Source organism: Burkholderia metallica, from assembly GCF_001718555.1.
Lineage (GTDB): Bacteria > Pseudomonadota > Gammaproteobacteria > Burkholderiales > Burkholderiaceae > Burkholderia > Burkholderia metallica.
Genome location: NZ_CP013403.1, coordinates 604674 through 618873, shown reverse-complemented (window position 1 = coordinate 618873; position 14200 = coordinate 604674). Strand labels below are relative to the sequence as shown.

The window sequence follows — 14200 nt, the reverse complement described above, 5'->3', positions numbered from 1 at the left end:
TGTCGAGCCGCAGGCAAGCGACCTTTGCTTCTAAAACTGTATAACTAGCATTGAGAAATTCGCTAGGCTCCATCAGCCGATGTTCTTCAAAAACTGACGTGAACTCGTCGACAGCATCCAGAAAGGACTGAGCATTCGCAGCACCAGTCACGATTGGCGTCCATAGTAAGACCGGCTGCGGGATAATGGCCGCGCGCACGACTCCGACGGCGTCCGATCTGCCCGACTCGCTCACCGAGCTGCGCAGCGTGATAGAACACTCACTGCAGTACTGCCGCGCGCCGGGCCGTCGCGATCTGGGCACGTGGGGCGACTGCATGCCGGCTGCGGTGACCGAGTCGTGGAAATCGCTGATGCCGAATTTCCAACGGCTAGTCGACAAGTATTCGATACTGGACAAGACGAACCACTATCATTCCGGGTCCGATGGGCGCGAATAGCTTCATCGTGCGTGGGCTCGGCAATCCGGAAAGCTTCTGCTCGTGCAGCCACGGCGCGGGCCGGACGATGAGCCGCACCGAAGCGAAGCGCCGCTTCACGGCCGACGACCAGGCGAAGGCGACGCAAGGCGTCGAATACCGGAAGGACGCCGGTGTCGTCGACGAGATTCCGATGGCCTACAAGGATATCGACGGGGTGATGGCGGCCCAGCGCAGCCTCGTGGAAGTGGTGCACGCGCTGCGCCAGGTGACGTGCGTGAGGGATAGCGCGACGCCCGGCCGGAGGATTGGCGACCGCGCACTCATCGAGACAATGCTCGACGAACTCCTGCGCGACGTGATCGACGATCGGTGAAAGACGAACGGCGCGATGCCTGCGGACATCGCGCCGTTTCCGCATCTGCACACACCCGACCTCGACCGGTGAGCAAAGTGCGTACCCGCACACTACGCGTCGTCGCGCCGAACTCAGCCCCCTTTGCGGCGGTATACTTGGCGTCACTCGGCAACGCGCGCCGCCGGCTGACGATGCGCCTGCAATCGGACCGCTTCCGCCCGCCCATCCATAGTCGATACGAACCGTCATGTCGCACCGCCTTACGCTCGCCGTCGTCGCCCTCCTCGCCGTGTCCCCGATCGTTGCCCAGGCCCGTCCGCTCGCGCGACCGCCGGTCGAGCGCGATTTCAAGAACTGGTCGGTCGTCTGCGACAACGGCAACCGCTGCATCGCCGAAAGCCACGCCGACGACATCGACGACGCAGGCACCCGCGTCATCCTGCGCGTGACGCGCGACGCCGGCCCGGACGCACCGGCATCGCTCGACATCTACGCGTCGGCGCCGCTGGACTTGCGCACCGCTCGCGTGGATGGCCGCCCGTTCGACGCAATGGCGCCCCAATGGCATGCGTTCGGCGGCAAACCGGACGATGACGAAGCGCACCCGTTCCGGATCAGGACCCACGATCCGGCGACGGTTGCCGCATGGCTCGCGGCAGCGCGCGATGCGCAACTGCTGAGCTTCGGCGATCCGGCGTCGGCACAAACGGCCCGCACGCCGTTGACGGGATTGAATGCTGCGCTGCTGCTGATCGACGACACGCAGGGCCGGGTCGGCACCGTCACGGCGCTGCTGCGCCCCGGCAGCCGGCCCGCGTCGTCGGTGCCGGCCGCGCCCGCATTGCCGCCCGCCGTCACCCCGGCACCGACCACCGCGACCCTCGCGGCCGCCGAGCAGCGCCCGCTCGTCGACGCGGTGCTCGCGAAATTCGGCGACGACGTGAAGCAATGCGCGGCCGATGTCGAAGATGAAATGCCGGCAAGCGATCGCAGGAAGGCGTCGCGCGCGGTGGCGATCTCCGCCGACGAAGCGCTCGTCGCGATACCGTGCCAGACCAGCAGCATGTATAACCACACCGACCTGTGGTACCGCGTGCGGCGAACCGCGCCCTATGCGCCGACGGCGATGAACTTCGGCGAAAACGCGAACGCGGGGCTCGATTCGGCGTCGTTCGCGAACGAACTGACCGACGCCGGCTACGACCGCACCCGCGCGACGCTGTCGAGCAAGGTCCGGCTGCGCAGTGCCGGCGACTGCGGCTCGAGCGCGTCGTGGATCTTCGACGGCCGGCGCTTCATGCTCGACGACATCGCCACGCACGGCACCTGCAACGGCCTCTTCGACGATCAGTGGCCACGCCTGTATCGACGGGCCGACGCGGCAGGCACCGCGCGCTGACGCGTCACGTTACGCGCCGACGATCGAGATCGAGAACCCGTCCCAGCCCTTCTGGCCGACCGTCTGCACGGCGGTCGTCGTGAGATTCGGGGCGGCCGCGAGACGCGCGAACCCGTCGCGCACGCCGACCACGTCGGGCTCGCGATTGTCCGGATCGGCCACGCGCCCGCCGCGCACCACGTTGTCGACGACGATCACCGTGCCGGGCCGCGACAGCTTCAGCGCCGCGTCGAGATAGGCCGGGTTGTTGTCCTTGTCCGCATCGATGAAGATGAAATCGAACGGCGCCTCGCCTGCGTCGATGAGCCGTGCGAGGCTGTCCTTCGCGCGGCCGACCATTACCGTCACGGCCTGCGCGAATCCCGCACGCGCGATGTTCCGCGTCGCGACCTTCGCATGCTCGGGGTTCAGTTCGAGCGTCACGAGCGTGCCGCCCGGCGGCAACGCGCGCGCGAGCCAGATCGTGCTGTAGCCGCCGAGTGTGCCGACTTCGAGGATGCGCCGCGCGCCGCGAATCGTCGCGAGCAGTTGCAGCAGCTTGCCCTGGTTCGGCGCGACGTTGATCGCGGGCAGCCCGGCCGCGTCGCTCGCCGCCAGCGCGGCGTCGAGCGCATCGTCGGACGGCACGAGCGTCGCCGACAAATACGCATCCACCTGGTTCCATCGATCCTGATTCATCGCGCGCCCCCTCGTTTGTGGAACAGGCATTTTATGCGTCGCGCCGCCATAAGCAACCCACCATTCGTTCTAAGGGCAGCCGCGGACGTGCTCCTATAATCGCCCGACCACCACAACAACAGATGGAGCACCCATGACCGAGCAGGCCGCATCGAACTGGCGCCTCGAAACCATCGCCGTGCACGGCGGATATCGTCCCGACCCGACCACGCGCGCGGTCGCCGTGCCGATCTACCAGACCGTTGCGTACGCATTCGACGACACGCAGCACGGCGCCGACCTGTTCGACCTGAAGGTCCAGGGCAACATCTACACGCGGATCATGAACCCGACGACGGACGTGCTCGAGCAGCGGATCGCCGCGCTTGAGGGCGGCATCGGCGCGCTCGCGCTTGCATCGGGGCAATCGGCCGTCACGTACGCGATCCAGACGATCGCGGAAGCCGGCGACAACATCGTGTCCGCGAGTTCGCTGTACGGCGGCACCTACAACCTGTTCGCGCATACGCTGCCGCAATACGGGATCACCACGCGCTTCGCCGATCCGCGCGATCCCGCGTCGTTCGCACCGCTGATCGACGCGCGCACGAAGGCGATCTTCGCGGAATCGGTCGGCAACCCGCTCGGCAACGTCACCGACATCGCCGCGCTCGCGGAAGTCGCGCATCGGCACGGGATTCCGCTGATCGTCGACAACACGGTGCCGTCGCCGTACCTGCTGCGTCCGTTCGAGCATGGCGCGGACATCGTCGTGCACTCGCTGACGAAGTATCTCGGCGGCCACGGCACGAGCCTGGGCGGCGCGATCGTCGATTCCGGCAAGTTCCCGTGGGCCGAGCATGCGGACCGCTTCAAGCGGCTGAACGAGCCGGACGTCAGCTATCACGGCGTCGTCTATACGCAAGCGTTCGGGCCGGCCGCCTATATCGGCCGCGCGCGCGTGGTGCCGCTGCGCAACATGGGCGCGGCCATCTCGCCGTTCAATGCGTTCCAGATTCTTCAGGGTATCGAAACGCTGGCGCTGCGTGTCGAGCGAATCAGCGACAATGCGCTGAAGATCGCGCAGCATCTCGCGCGCCACGAGCACGTCGAATGGGTGAACTATGCGGGCCTGCCCGATCATCCCGACCATCCGCTCGTCGCACGCTACCTGTCGGGCCGCGCGCCGGGCATCCTGACGTTCGGCGTGAAGGGCGGCCGCGACGGCGGCGCGAAGTTCCAGGACGCGCTGAAGCTGTTCACGCGGCTCGTCAACATCGGCGACACGAAGTCGCTCGCGACCCATCCGGCATCGACCACGCACCGGCAACTGTCGCCGGCCGAACTCGCGAAGGCCGGCGTGAAGGAAGAAACGGTGCGGCTGTCGATCGGCATCGAGCATGTCGACGACCTGCTCGCCGATCTCGACCAGGCGCTCGCGCAGCTTTGACCGGCCCGGCCGCGCCGGCTTGCCGGTGCGGCCTGCATCGAACGGGTTGACCTTGAAGCGGCTTCAAGGTGTTCAATCTGCGGTCGATGCCGGGGCGATGCCCGGCGCGTACGATCCGTACCACGCAACCGGGCAGCACGATGCCGAGCCCGCCGCGGTACGCCAACCGTTCGAGAAGTTCCATGACACCGACCGCGAAGCTTGCGCTGCTCACGTTACCGCCGTTGCTGGCCGCCTGTTTCGGCGCCGTCGCCGCCGCCTGGCGCGCGCCCGGCCCGAAAACGTCCAGCGTCATCCAGCATTTCACCGGCGGCATCGTGTTCGCGGCCGCGGCGCTCGAACTGCTGCCGCAGGACCGCGCGCACGCGCTGTTTCCGGTCGTCGTCGGTTTCGTGCTTGGCCTCGCGCTGATGCTCGCGATCCGTGCGCTGTCCGGCGCGATCGAGACGCGCTTCGAGGCAGCGCGGCTGCCCGTGAGCCTCGTCATCGTCACCGCGATCGATCTCGTCATCGACGGCCTCGTGCTCGGCATCGCGTTCTCCGCGAGCGACGAAAGCGGCATCATCCTGACCGTCGCACTGACGCTCGAAGTGCTGTTTCTCGCGCTGTCGGTCAGTGCGGCGCTCGCGGCCGCCGGCATCGGCCGTCTGCCGTCGATCGCCGTGCCGGTCGGGCTCGCGGCGCTGCTGAGCCTCGCGGCCGTCGCCGGCAACGCGGCGTTCGCCGGGCTTCCGGCCCCTATCTACGCGGCCCTGCTCGGGTTGGGCACCGTCGCGCTGTTGTACCTCGTCACCGAGGAACTGCTGGTCGAAGCGCACGAAGTGCCGGAGACGCCGTTCGCAACGGCCGCGTTCTTCATCGGCTTCATCGTGTTCTTCCTGATCGAAGGATCGGTGAAGGCCGGATAAGCGCGACGCGGCCGCGCACCGGCTACCACGTGGTCGCGCCCGCCGGATACGTATCGACGATGCGGGTGCCGTTGACGGGCGTCACGCCTGCGTTGCGCAGCGCGGCCCACAGGTCGATCGCATGTTCGCGCGACTTGCGGCTGCCGTCGTCGGTCAGCACGTTCAGCGCGATCACTTCGTCACGCGTCGTCAGTTGCACCTGCTCCTTCAGCTTGCGCGACTGATGCGATGCGGTGCGGACGTCGCCGAGCAGGACCTGCGTTGCCGCGACGGTCGATTCGCCGCCCGCGTCGGCCGGCACGAACGTCAGCCGGCCGTTGTCGACCTCGCATTGCCCTTGCGCGAACGTCGCGCTCCACTCGCCTGCCGGGACGGCTGCATACTCGCAACGCATCCGCTCGTTCGCGCGCCGGCCGACGTCGTGCGCCGACGCGTGCGACAACGCCCGTTCCGGCCAGCCGGCCGCCATGGCGGCCGTCGACATCAGGCACGCCGCCAGTACGATTCCTTTCGCGCAATTGCGCATGTCACGCTCCTGTTCGAATGGGAGACGGCAGGCGGGCACTGTGTCGCCAGCCGCAAATGAACGATCAACGCGCCGCGAAGCGCTTGTCGTGCGCGTCGAGCCGCGGTGCCGCCTCGCCGCGATGCACCGTCGCGCGATGGATTTCCTGGTTGCGCGCGACCGTGGCCGGGCTCGCCGGATAGTCGTGATTCGGGCTCGGGATCACGCCGTCGTGGCGCGCCCGTACCAGCTCCTGCCGGACTTCCTGACGCGTCTTCTGCTGCGCGGCCACCGCCTGCGAAAAGGCCGCCATCGACAGTGCGGCAGCGGCAATGACGATCATCGGTCGGTGAAGGTTCATGTTGTTCGCTCCTTGCTGAAAAGCCCTGACGGGAGGGGAGCCTTCACTTTGATCCGGTAGCGGTGCGCAATCGTGATCGCCGCATGACGGTTTCGTCACCGATCCGGCATCTTCTGCATCGCAGTGCGAATCAAATGCGTCGCATGCTTCGACGCGCATGACGCCGCGATGACATTTTTCTCATTTGTCCGTCACCGTCACGATCCGAACGCTTCCCAGAATCGGCAACGCGATGGGGATATTCCGCATTCGGCGGCACGACGCACAGCGTCGCGTGGAATCGACCCAAGCTCGCAACGATCATCTTGAATACCAGGGGGCACTCCATGAAAACGCCAATTCGGCTCGCCATGATGTCTGGCGCGCTGCTCGCGACCGCACATGCGGCGCATGCGTCGGAAGTCACGTTATACGGCCTGTTCGATACGTCGCTGACCTACGTATGGAACGCCAACGCGGACGGCAAGCACCTCGTCGGCCTCGGCAACGGCAATCTGCTCGGCAACCGCTTCGGAGTGAAGGGCTCGGAAGACCTCGGCGGCGGCCTGAAGGCGATCTTCACGCTGGAAAACGGCTTCAATCCGAACACCGGCGCGCTCGGGCAAGGCAACCGGATGTTCGGCCGGCAGGCATTCGTCGGCCTCGACAGCGCGCGCTGGGGCACGCTGACGCTCGGCCGCCAGTACGACGCGCTCGCGGATGTCGCGTGGCCGGTCACCGGCGACTTCTACTTCGGCAGCGTCTACGCGACACCCGGCGACGTCGACAACTACGACACGTCGTCGCGCACCGACAACGCGGTCAAATACACATCGCCCGTGATGAGCGGATTCCAGTTCGTCGGCATGTATGCGCTCGGCGGCGTGGCCGGCAAGCGTGGCGCCGGGCAGACCTGGTCGGCCGGCCTGTCGTACAGCAACGGCCCGGTCGACGCGGCGGGCGGCTACTACTACGCGGCCAATCGCGCATCGCTCGCCGACGGCATCCGGACCGGCTGGAACGGCACCTCCGACGGCACGTTCGACGGGTCGCTCGTCAATGGCGGCTATGTCTCCGCGAAATCGATCGGCATCGCGCGCGGCGCGCTGCGCTACAGCTTCGCGCCATTCGCGGTCGGCATCGACTACAGCAACGCGCTGTACAAGGCCGATGCGATGTCCACGTTTCGCAGCACGCAGAAGTACGACACCGCACGCGGCTTCTTCAACTATCAGGCGACGCCCGCGCTGCTCGTCGGCGTCGGCTACAGCTACACCCGCGCCCGCGGCGACACGGGCGCGACCTATCATCAGGTATCGGCCGGCGCCGACTATGTGCTGTCCAAGCGCACCGATCTCTATGCGGTCGGTGCGTGGCAACGGGCGAACGGCGAACAGCGCACGTTCGACGGCGGTACGCAGACGGCGCAGGCGTCGATCGGCTCCTACGGCTACGGCGGAACGCGCACGCAGGGCATCGTCAATCTCGGGTTGCGCCACCGGTTCTGAGCGCGGCGGGAAGATGCGCGCCGCATGACGAAGTTTTCATGTTCCGGTCAGGTTCGCGAAGCTTCGCATCGCTACGATCGGATACGTGACGGGCAGCGCCCGTTCCAGACCACGCAAGCGGGTCGCTGCCGCACGGCACGTCACGCGTTAGGCCCGGACACGTCGAGTGCCGGGCCTCTTTTTTTGCCATGGCGCGACGGACCGGATGATGGTCCGGGCGGGAACGCTCCGTTGAACCGCACGATCCGACAGAGTCCGAACGACTGCCGCCACACGCGCGACCACTGAAGACCAAGCAGTCGCGCTCAACGCGTACCGTTTCGCTGCGGAAACAGGCACGTATGCGTTTTCACATACAGGTTCGGATTGCCGCAGCGATGCCCGGCATAGTCGATCTGCTCGCCGGGCATGAGATCGGCCGGCGGCGGCTTGCGCCCGGCGGCGGACGCGGTTGTGGCGGTTCCGGAACGTGTCGATGCGCAGCCAGCCAGCAACGGGACTATCAGGACTGCGATCAAGGCTAAACGAAGGACGGGACGATGCACTTTTCGGTCCGGTGTGAAAATCGGAACAAGGCCGCCCGCTTTCGAGACTGCTTCAGCGAACGACATGAACGCCGTAGGCCACATGGCCATCGGCAGGCTTCATGTTCCGCTTCGCGCACATCGCCCCCGTGACGCGAACATGACGATCGCGTCAGATCAGTCGCGTCCGAACGGCGCATCGCCAGGTCACGCAATCTGACGCATTTTTCATCTCGCGATCACGATCACGCAGGGCTGTTTTCGCATACTGGGTCCACGGTTCGCCACCCGGCGGCCCCGATCACGGAGAGCACTCGATGAAAACCGCAAAATTCGCAGCACTGATCGTCACCGCCACGCTGTCGTTCGGCGCGACCACACAAGCCGCCTTCGCGCAGACACAGACGCAAACGCAGGGCAAGACCCGCGCGCAGGTCGCCAACGAGCTGAAGCAGGCGCAGCACGACGGCGTCGTGCCGATGAGCAAGACGCAGTACCCGCCGAGCGGCGAGCTGGTCGCGCGCAACAAGGAGCTGCACGGGATCTCCGTGCATGGCGGCGAGAAGAAGCCGCAGACCGACAACCACGACAAGCTGACCGCGCAGCAATGACGCTCGGCCACGCCCCCACGGGCAGCACGCCGCGCGCGGCCGCCTCAGGGCAACCGCGCGGGCGGCCCCGCCCGCGATGTCAGGTGCGGATGGCGGCCGGCCGGTTCGGCTCGGCCGGCCGTCGCGGAAAGCGCAGCCAGAACGTCGTGCGGCGGCCCGGATCGCTGTCGACGCCGCATTCGCCGCCGTGATTGTCCATGATCGACCGGACGATCGCGAGGCCGAGCCCCGTTCCGGACGCCGAATTGTGTCGCGACGGATCGACGCGATAGAAGCGCTCGAAGATCCGCCCGACATGCCGCGCGTCGATGCCGGGCCCCGTATCCGACACGGCGATCGTCGTCGCGCCGCCCTGCTCGACGCAGTCGATCGTCACGACGCTGCCGCGCGGCGCGTACCTCAGCGCATTGGACAGCAGGTTGCTCAGCGCGCGCTGGTACAGCGTCAGATCCGCATCGACCCACGCGTGGCCGTCGACCTTCACCTGCACGCCCGCATCCTCCGCGAGCGGCTCGTAGTAGCCGGCCACCCGCTCCGCCTCCTCCGCCGCATTCAACCGCCGCACGTCGATCGACGTGCCGGCCTGCTCCGAACGCGCGAGAAACAGCATGTCCTCGATCATCCGCGACAGCCGCTGATATTCGTCGATGCTCGACTCGATCACGCTCCGATAGTCATCCGCGCCGCGCGGCTGCGACAGTGCGACCTGCGCGGCCGCCTGCAGGTTCGTGAGCGGCGTGCGCATGTCGTGCGCGAGATTCGACGAGAACTGGCTCAACCGCGTGAACGATTCGTTCAGCCGTTCGAGCATGCCGTTGAACGCATGCTCGAGCTCCTTCAGCTCGCCGGCCGTATCGAGCGCCGGCAGCGGATGCGCGAGCCGGCTCGTCGACATCTGCTCGGCGCGCGCCGCGAACCGCCGCAGCGGGCTCAGCCCGAGCGCCGCGATGCCGTACGCGATCGCCGCCGCGAGCACCACGCCGAACACCTCGATCACGACGATCGTATAGGCATGCGTGCGCAGCAGCAGCATGTCGGCGCTGCGGTCGTACTGCACTGCGACGCGCACCGTCGGCGCATCGGCGCCGGCGAGCGGCACGACCGTCACGAGATACCGCTGCCGCGCACCGGGCGGCGCGACGCCGACGGGCACGCGCCCCGCGTCGAGCGACAGCAGCGGCGCCACCGGCCGGAAGCCGGGCGTGCCGACGAGGCGCATGCCCGTCGCGTCGTAGATCGCGAGATCCATGTTCGGATGGCCGTGCAACTGGTCGATCCAGATATCGGTGTTGCGCGCGACGTCCGCCGTCGAGCGCGCTTCGCCCAGGTGCGCGCCCAGCGCGGCGGAAATGCCGGCCATCTGCTCGGCCGCCGTCGTTTCGACGCGATTGCTGAGCGCTTCGTACAGCGCGACCCCGCTCGACGCGAGGATCACCGACGTCGACAGGATGATCAGCGCGGTCAGGCGTCCGCGCAGCGTGCGCGGCAGCAGGCGCGCGATCATGCGGCCGCGCCGCCGCGCGCTTCGAGCACGTAGCCCATCCCGCGCACGGTGTGGATCAGCTTCGGGTCGTACGCGTCGTCGATCTTCGAGCGCAGCCGGCGAATCGCCGAATCGACGACGTTCGTGTCGCTGTTGAAGTTCATGTCCCAGACCTGCGACGCGATCGTCGCGCGCGGCAGGATCTCGCCCTCGCGGCGCATCAGCAGCCACAGCAGCGCGAATTCCTTCGCGGTCAGCAGGATCGTGTCGCCCTGCCGCGTGGCTTTGCGGCGCGTCAGGTCGAGTTCGAGGTCGGCCACGCGCAGCGTGTTCGAATCGCGCGGCTGGCCGCGCCGCAGGATCGACTTGATGCGCGCCGTGAGTTCGACGAAGTCGAACGGCTTCGCCAGATAATCGTCGGCGCCGAGCTCAAGGCCCTTCACGCGATCGCCGACGTCGTCGCGCGCGGTGAGGAACAGCACCGGCGTCGACTTGCTGCGCCGCAGGTTCTGCAGCAGCGTCCAGCCGTCCTGCCCGGGCAGCATCACGTCGAGCACGAGCAGGTCGTACTCTTCGGTCTCGGCCTGATGCTGGCCCGTGATGCCGTCCTCGACCCAGTCGACGACGTAGCCGGCTTCGGTCAGCCCCTTGCGCAGATACGCGCCCGTCTTCGGTTCATCCTCGACAATCAGAATTCGCATCACGCATCACCCTTGAAGAAACCCAGCCGGCGCAGCACGCCCGAGCCGAAGCCGCCGCCGACGCTGCCCCGCAGCGCCGCGCGCCACGACACCGCATGGCTGACGCGATACAGCACGGGCAGCACCAGCAGCGTCAGCGCCGTGGACGACAGGATACCGCCGATCACGACCGTCGCGAGCGGCCGCTGGACCTCGGCGCCGGTGCCGGTCGCGAACGCCATCGGCAGGAAGCCGAGCGACGCGACGAGCGCCGTCATCAGCACCGGCCGCAATCGCGTGAGCGCGCCTTCGCGCACCGCCGCGTCGAGCGGCATCCCTTCGTCGCGCAGGTTGCGGATGAACGAGATCATCACGAGCCCGTTGAGCACCGCCACGCCGGACAGCGCGATGAAGCCGACCGCCGCGGTGATCGACAGCGGAATCCCGCGCAGCCACAGCGACACCACACCGCCGCTCAGCGCGAACGGAATGCCGGTGAACACGAGCAGCCCGTCCTTCACGTTGTTGAACATCACGAACAGCAGCACGAACACCATGAACAGCGCGAGCGGCACGACGAGCTTCAGGCGCTCGCTCGCGCTCTGCAACTGTTCGAACTGCCCGCCCCACGACAGCCAGTAGCCGGCCGGCACGCGCACGTCCTGCTGCAGCCGCTCGCGCGCATCGGCGACGAACGAGCCGACGTCGCGGCCGCGCACGTTCGCGCTGACGACCACCCGCCGCTTGCCGTCCTCGCGGCTGATCTGGTTCGGGCCCGGCGCGACGTCGATCGTCGCGAGCTCGGCGAGCGGCACGTACGGCGCCGCCGCGAGCGGTGCGCGTGCGCCTGCGGCCGGCGCCGGCAATGCGATCGGCAAGCGCTTGATCGCCTCGATGTCCGAGCGCAGCTCGTCGGGCAGCCGCACGACGATGTCGAAGCGGCGGTCGCCCTGGAACAGCGTGCCGGCCTTCTGCCCGCCGACGGCCGCGGCCACCGAATCCTGCAGGTCGGCCACGCTCACGCCGTAGCGCGCGAGCTTGTCGCGATCGAGGTTGACGGTCAGCACCGGCAGGCCGGTGGTCTGCTCGACCTTCACTTCGGACGCGCCCGGCACCTTCTGCAGCGCGGCCGCGATCTGCTCGCCCGTCTGGTTCAGCACGGCCATGTCGTCGCCGAAGACCTTCACCGCGACGTCGCTGCGCACGCCCGAGATCAGCTCGTTGAAGCGCAGCTGGATCGGCTGCGAGAACTCGTACGCGTTGCCCGGCAGTTCGGCGAGCGCGTCCTCGATCTCGCGCACGAGCCGGTCGCGCGGCTTCTTCGGGTCGGGCCACGTGTCGGCCGGCTTCAGCATGATGTAGCCGTCCGACAGGTTCGGCGGCATCGGGTCGGCCGCGATCTCGGCGGTGCCGGTGCGCGCGAACACGCGCTCGATCTCGGGGAAACGCGCCTTCAGCGTCTTCTCGATCGACTTCTGCATCTCCACCGACTGCGACAGGCTCGTGCCGGGAATCCGCAGCGCGGAAACGGCCAGGTCGCCTTCGTTCAGGCTCGGGATGAACTCGCTGCCGAGCCGCGTCGCCAGCCCGAGCGTGACGAGCACGATCGCGCCCGCGCCGAGCATCACGCGCGCCGGGCGCGTCATGAACGCGGCGAGCACCGGCTCGTACGCGCGCCGCGCCCAGCCCATCAGCCGGTTCTCCTTTTCCTCGACGCGTTCGCCGATGAACAGCGCGACGGCCGCCGGAATGAACGTGACGGTCAGCACCATCGCGGCCGCGAGCGCCATCACGACGGTGATCGCCATCGGGTGGAACATCTTGCCTTCGACACCCGTCAGCGCAAAGATCGGCAGGTACACGACCATGATGATCAGTTGCCCGAAGATCAGCGCGCGACGCGCTTCCTGCGATGCGCCGAACACTTCGGCAAAGCGCTCGTCGCGCGTGAGCGGCCGGCCGGCGGCGGCCTGCGCATGCGCGAGCCGCCTCACGCAGTTCTCGACGATCACCACCGCGCCGTCGACGATGATCCCGAAGTCGAGCGCGCCGAGGCTCATCAGGTTCGCGCTCACCTTCGCGTTGACCATCCCGGTGAAGGTCATCAGCATCGACAGCGGGATCACGAGCGCGGTGATCAGCGCCGCGCGCAGGTTGCCGAGGAACAGGAACAGCACCGCGATCACGAGGATCGCGCCTTCGAGCAGGTTCTTCTTCACCGTCGCGACGGCCTTCTCGACGAGCACGGTGCGGTCGTACACGGGAATCGCCTTCACGCCGGACGGCAGCGTGCGGTTCACGTCTTCCATCTTCGCGGCGACGGCCTTCGCGACCGTGCGGCTGTTCTCGCCCATCAGCATGAAGACCGTGCCTAGCACGACCTCCTCGCCGTCCGACGTCGCGGCGCCCGTGCGCAGCTCGCGACCGATGTCGACGAGCCCGACGTCCTTCATTCGCACCGGTACGCCGCCGACGTTGGTCAGCACGATGTTCGCGATGTCGTCGACGGTGCGTGCCTGGCCCGGCACGCGCACCAGATACTGTTCGCCGCGCTTCTCGATGTAGCCGGCGCCGACGTTGTCGTTGTTGCGCTCCAGCGCGCGCACGACGTCGGCGAGCGTGAGCCCGTACGACATCAGCTTCGCCGGGTTCGGCGCGACGCGGTATTCCTTCACGTAGCCGCCGATCGAGTTCACCTCCGTCACGCCACGCACGTTGCGCAACTGCGGGCGGACGACCCAGTCCTGCAGCTCGCGCAGGTCGGCCGCGGTATATCGCGTGCCGTCGGGCTTGCGCGCGGCCGCGTCGGCCTCGACGGTCCACAGGTAGATCTCGCCGAGGCCCGTCGACGTCGGCCCCATCGCGGGCGCGATGCCGGGCGGCAGCTTGTCCTTCGCCTCCTGGATGCGCTCGTTGACGAGCTGCCGCGCGAAATAGATGTCGGTGCCGTCCTTGAAGATCACGGTGACCTGCGACAGCCCGTAGCGCGAAATCGAGCGCGTCTGTTCGAGGCCCGGCAGGCCCGCCATCACCGTTTCGACCGGATAGGTGATGCGCTGCTCGGCCTCCAGCGGCGAATAGCCGGGCGCGGCCGTGTTGATCTGGACCTGCACGTTCGTGATGTCGGGCACCGCGTCGATCGGCAGCTTCTGGTAGCTGAATACGCCGAGCGCGGCCACCGCCGCGATCGCCAGCATCACGAGCCAGCGGTGCGCAATCGCAAAGCGGATCAGGCGTTCAAACATGGCGGGATTCCTTGAAGCGGGGCACGGTCGCCCGCACCGGACGAGCCGCCCGGCCGGTCACCCGGCGGGCCGGAAAGCGGGCCGCATACCGGGCCAAGAACCGGGCCGCGAGT

At 67.7% G+C, this 14200-nt stretch carries 12 protein-coding genes and 1 pseudogene; 6 read left to right on the top strand and 7 right to left on the bottom strand.

Going from position 1 to position 14200, the window contains the following annotated elements; all coding sequences use genetic code 11:
• Nucleotides 1-143 precede the first annotated feature (143 nt).
• Together WJ16_RS34355 and WJ16_RS22550 are read left to right on the top strand one after the other, a co-directional pair.
• Nucleotides 144-705 (top strand): annotated as a pseudogene (locus WJ16_RS34355) (RtcB family protein); the annotation flags it as partial.
• Nucleotides 706-1024: 319 nt separating this feature from the next.
• On the top strand, nt 1025-2176 hold the full coding sequence (locus WJ16_RS22550; RefSeq protein WP_069259301.1) for a DUF1176 domain-containing protein: 1152 nt from the start codon (nt 1025-1027) through the stop codon (nt 2174-2176).
• Nucleotides 2177-2185: 9 nt separating this feature from the next.
• Here the strand turns inward: WJ16_RS22550 and WJ16_RS22545 are convergent, their stop codons facing one another.
• Nucleotides 2186-2854, bottom strand: a complete 669-nt coding sequence (locus WJ16_RS22545) for an O-methyltransferase (protein ID WP_069259300.1) — start codon at nt 2852-2854, stop codon at nt 2186-2188.
• Nucleotides 2855-2987: 133 nt separating this feature from the next.
• Between WJ16_RS22545 and WJ16_RS22540 the strand changes: the two genes are divergently transcribed.
• Nucleotides 2988-4283, top strand: a complete 1296-nt coding sequence (locus WJ16_RS22540) for an O-acetylhomoserine aminocarboxypropyltransferase/cysteine synthase family protein (RefSeq protein ID WP_069259299.1) — start codon at nt 2988-2990, stop codon at nt 4281-4283.
• 182 nt (nt 4284-4465) lie between these two features.
• Nucleotides 4466-5191 (top strand): ZIP family metal transporter, encoded by a 726-nt coding sequence (locus WJ16_RS22535; RefSeq protein ID WP_069259298.1) that lies wholly within the window; start codon nt 4466-4468, stop codon nt 5189-5191.
• Between the two features lie 22 nt (nt 5192-5213).
• Here WJ16_RS22535 and WJ16_RS22530 read toward each other — a convergent pair whose 3' ends face one another.
• Entirely contained in the window at nt 5214-5675 is a 462-nt protein-coding gene (locus WJ16_RS22530; RefSeq protein WP_226239882.1) for a hypothetical protein, read from the bottom strand.
• 106 nt (nt 5676-5781) lie between these two features.
• Complete coding sequence (locus tag WJ16_RS22525; protein WP_069259296.1) at nt 5782-6057, bottom strand: DUF4148 domain-containing protein; 276 nt, start codon at nt 6055-6057, stop codon at nt 5782-5784.
• 326 nt (nt 6058-6383) lie between these two features.
• Between WJ16_RS22525 and WJ16_RS22520 the strand changes: the two genes are divergently transcribed.
• Nucleotides 6384-7544 carry a porin gene (locus tag WJ16_RS22520; RefSeq protein WP_069259295.1) on the top strand — a complete coding sequence of 387 codons (1161 nt, stop codon included), beginning with the start codon at nt 6384-6386 and terminating at the stop codon, nt 7542-7544.
• Nucleotides 7545-7849: 305 nt separating this feature from the next.
• Here WJ16_RS22520 and WJ16_RS22515 read toward each other — a convergent pair whose 3' ends face one another.
• The gene (locus tag WJ16_RS22515; RefSeq protein WP_236858373.1) at nt 7850-8155 is read right to left on the bottom strand and encodes a hypothetical protein; all 306 of its coding nucleotides are present in this window, start codon (nt 8153-8155) and stop codon (nt 7850-7852) included.
• Nucleotides 8156-8385: 230 nt separating this feature from the next.
• Between WJ16_RS22515 and WJ16_RS22510 the strand changes: the two genes are divergently transcribed.
• Complete coding sequence (locus tag WJ16_RS22510) at nt 8386-8679, top strand: DUF4148 domain-containing protein (protein ID WP_069259293.1); 294 nt, start codon at nt 8386-8388, stop codon at nt 8677-8679.
• A gap of 79 nt (nt 8680-8758) precedes the next feature.
• Here WJ16_RS22510 and WJ16_RS22505 read toward each other — a convergent pair whose 3' ends face one another.
• Genes WJ16_RS22505 through WJ16_RS22495 form a run of 3 tightly spaced genes read right to left on the bottom strand, consistent with a single transcriptional unit; the run spans nt 8759 to nt 14087 of the window.
• The gene (locus WJ16_RS22505; protein WP_069259292.1) at nt 8759-10183 is read right to left on the bottom strand and encodes a heavy metal sensor histidine kinase; all 1425 of its coding nucleotides are present in this window, start codon (nt 10181-10183) and stop codon (nt 8759-8761) included.
• Nucleotides 10180-10863 carry a heavy metal response regulator transcription factor IrlR gene (irlR, locus tag WJ16_RS22500; protein WP_021157388.1) on the bottom strand — a complete coding sequence of 228 codons (684 nt, stop codon included), beginning with the start codon at nt 10861-10863 and terminating at the stop codon, nt 10180-10182. The genes WJ16_RS22505 and irlR overlap by 4 nt, the downstream gene beginning before the upstream one ends.
• Nucleotides 10863-14087, bottom strand: coding sequence for an efflux RND transporter permease subunit (locus WJ16_RS22495; RefSeq protein ID WP_069259291.1), 3225 nt, complete (start codon nt 14085-14087; stop codon nt 10863-10865). The genes irlR and WJ16_RS22495 overlap by 1 nt, the downstream gene beginning before the upstream one ends.
• Nucleotides 14088-14200: the final 113 nt, after the last annotated feature.

Bases quoted from the DNA above. Each gene is read 5' to 3' on its own strand.
- WJ16_RS22530 (WP_226239882.1), bottom strand. From the start codon at position 5,675: ATGTCGACGGCCGCCATGGCGGCCGGCTGGCCGGAACGGGCGTTGTCG.
- WJ16_RS22550 (WP_069259301.1), top strand. From the start codon at position 1,025: ATGTCGCACCGCCTTACGCTCGCCGTCGTCGCCCTCCTCGCCGTGTCC.
- WJ16_RS22535 (WP_069259298.1), top strand. From the start codon at position 4,466: ATGACACCGACCGCGAAGCTTGCGCTGCTCACGTTACCGCCGTTGCTG.
- WJ16_RS22540 (WP_069259299.1), top strand. From the start codon at position 2,988: ATGACCGAGCAGGCCGCATCGAACTGGCGCCTCGAAACCATCGCCGTG.
- WJ16_RS22525 (WP_069259296.1), bottom strand. From the start codon at position 6,057: ATGAACCTTCACCGACCGATGATCGTCATTGCCGCTGCCGCACTGTCG.
- WJ16_RS22520 (WP_069259295.1), top strand. From the start codon at position 6,384: ATGAAAACGCCAATTCGGCTCGCCATGATGTCTGGCGCGCTGCTCGCG.
- WJ16_RS22545 (WP_069259300.1), bottom strand. From the start codon at position 2,854: ATGAATCAGGATCGATGGAACCAGGTGGATGCGTATTTGTCGGCGACG.
- WJ16_RS22515 (WP_236858373.1), bottom strand. From the start codon at position 8,155: ATGTCGTTCGCTGAAGCAGTCTCGAAAGCGGGCGGCCTTGTTCCGATT.
- WJ16_RS22510 (WP_069259293.1), top strand. From the start codon at position 8,386: ATGAAAACCGCAAAATTCGCAGCACTGATCGTCACCGCCACGCTGTCG.
- WJ16_RS22495 (WP_069259291.1), bottom strand. From the start codon at position 14,087: ATGTTTGAACGCCTGATCCGCTTTGCGATTGCGCACCGCTGGCTCGTG.
- WJ16_RS22505 (WP_069259292.1), bottom strand. From the start codon at position 10,183: ATGATCGCGCGCCTGCTGCCGCGCACGCTGCGCGGACGCCTGACCGCG.
- irlR (WP_021157388.1), bottom strand. From the start codon at position 10,863: ATGCGAATTCTGATTGTCGAGGATGAACCGAAGACGGGCGCGTATCTG.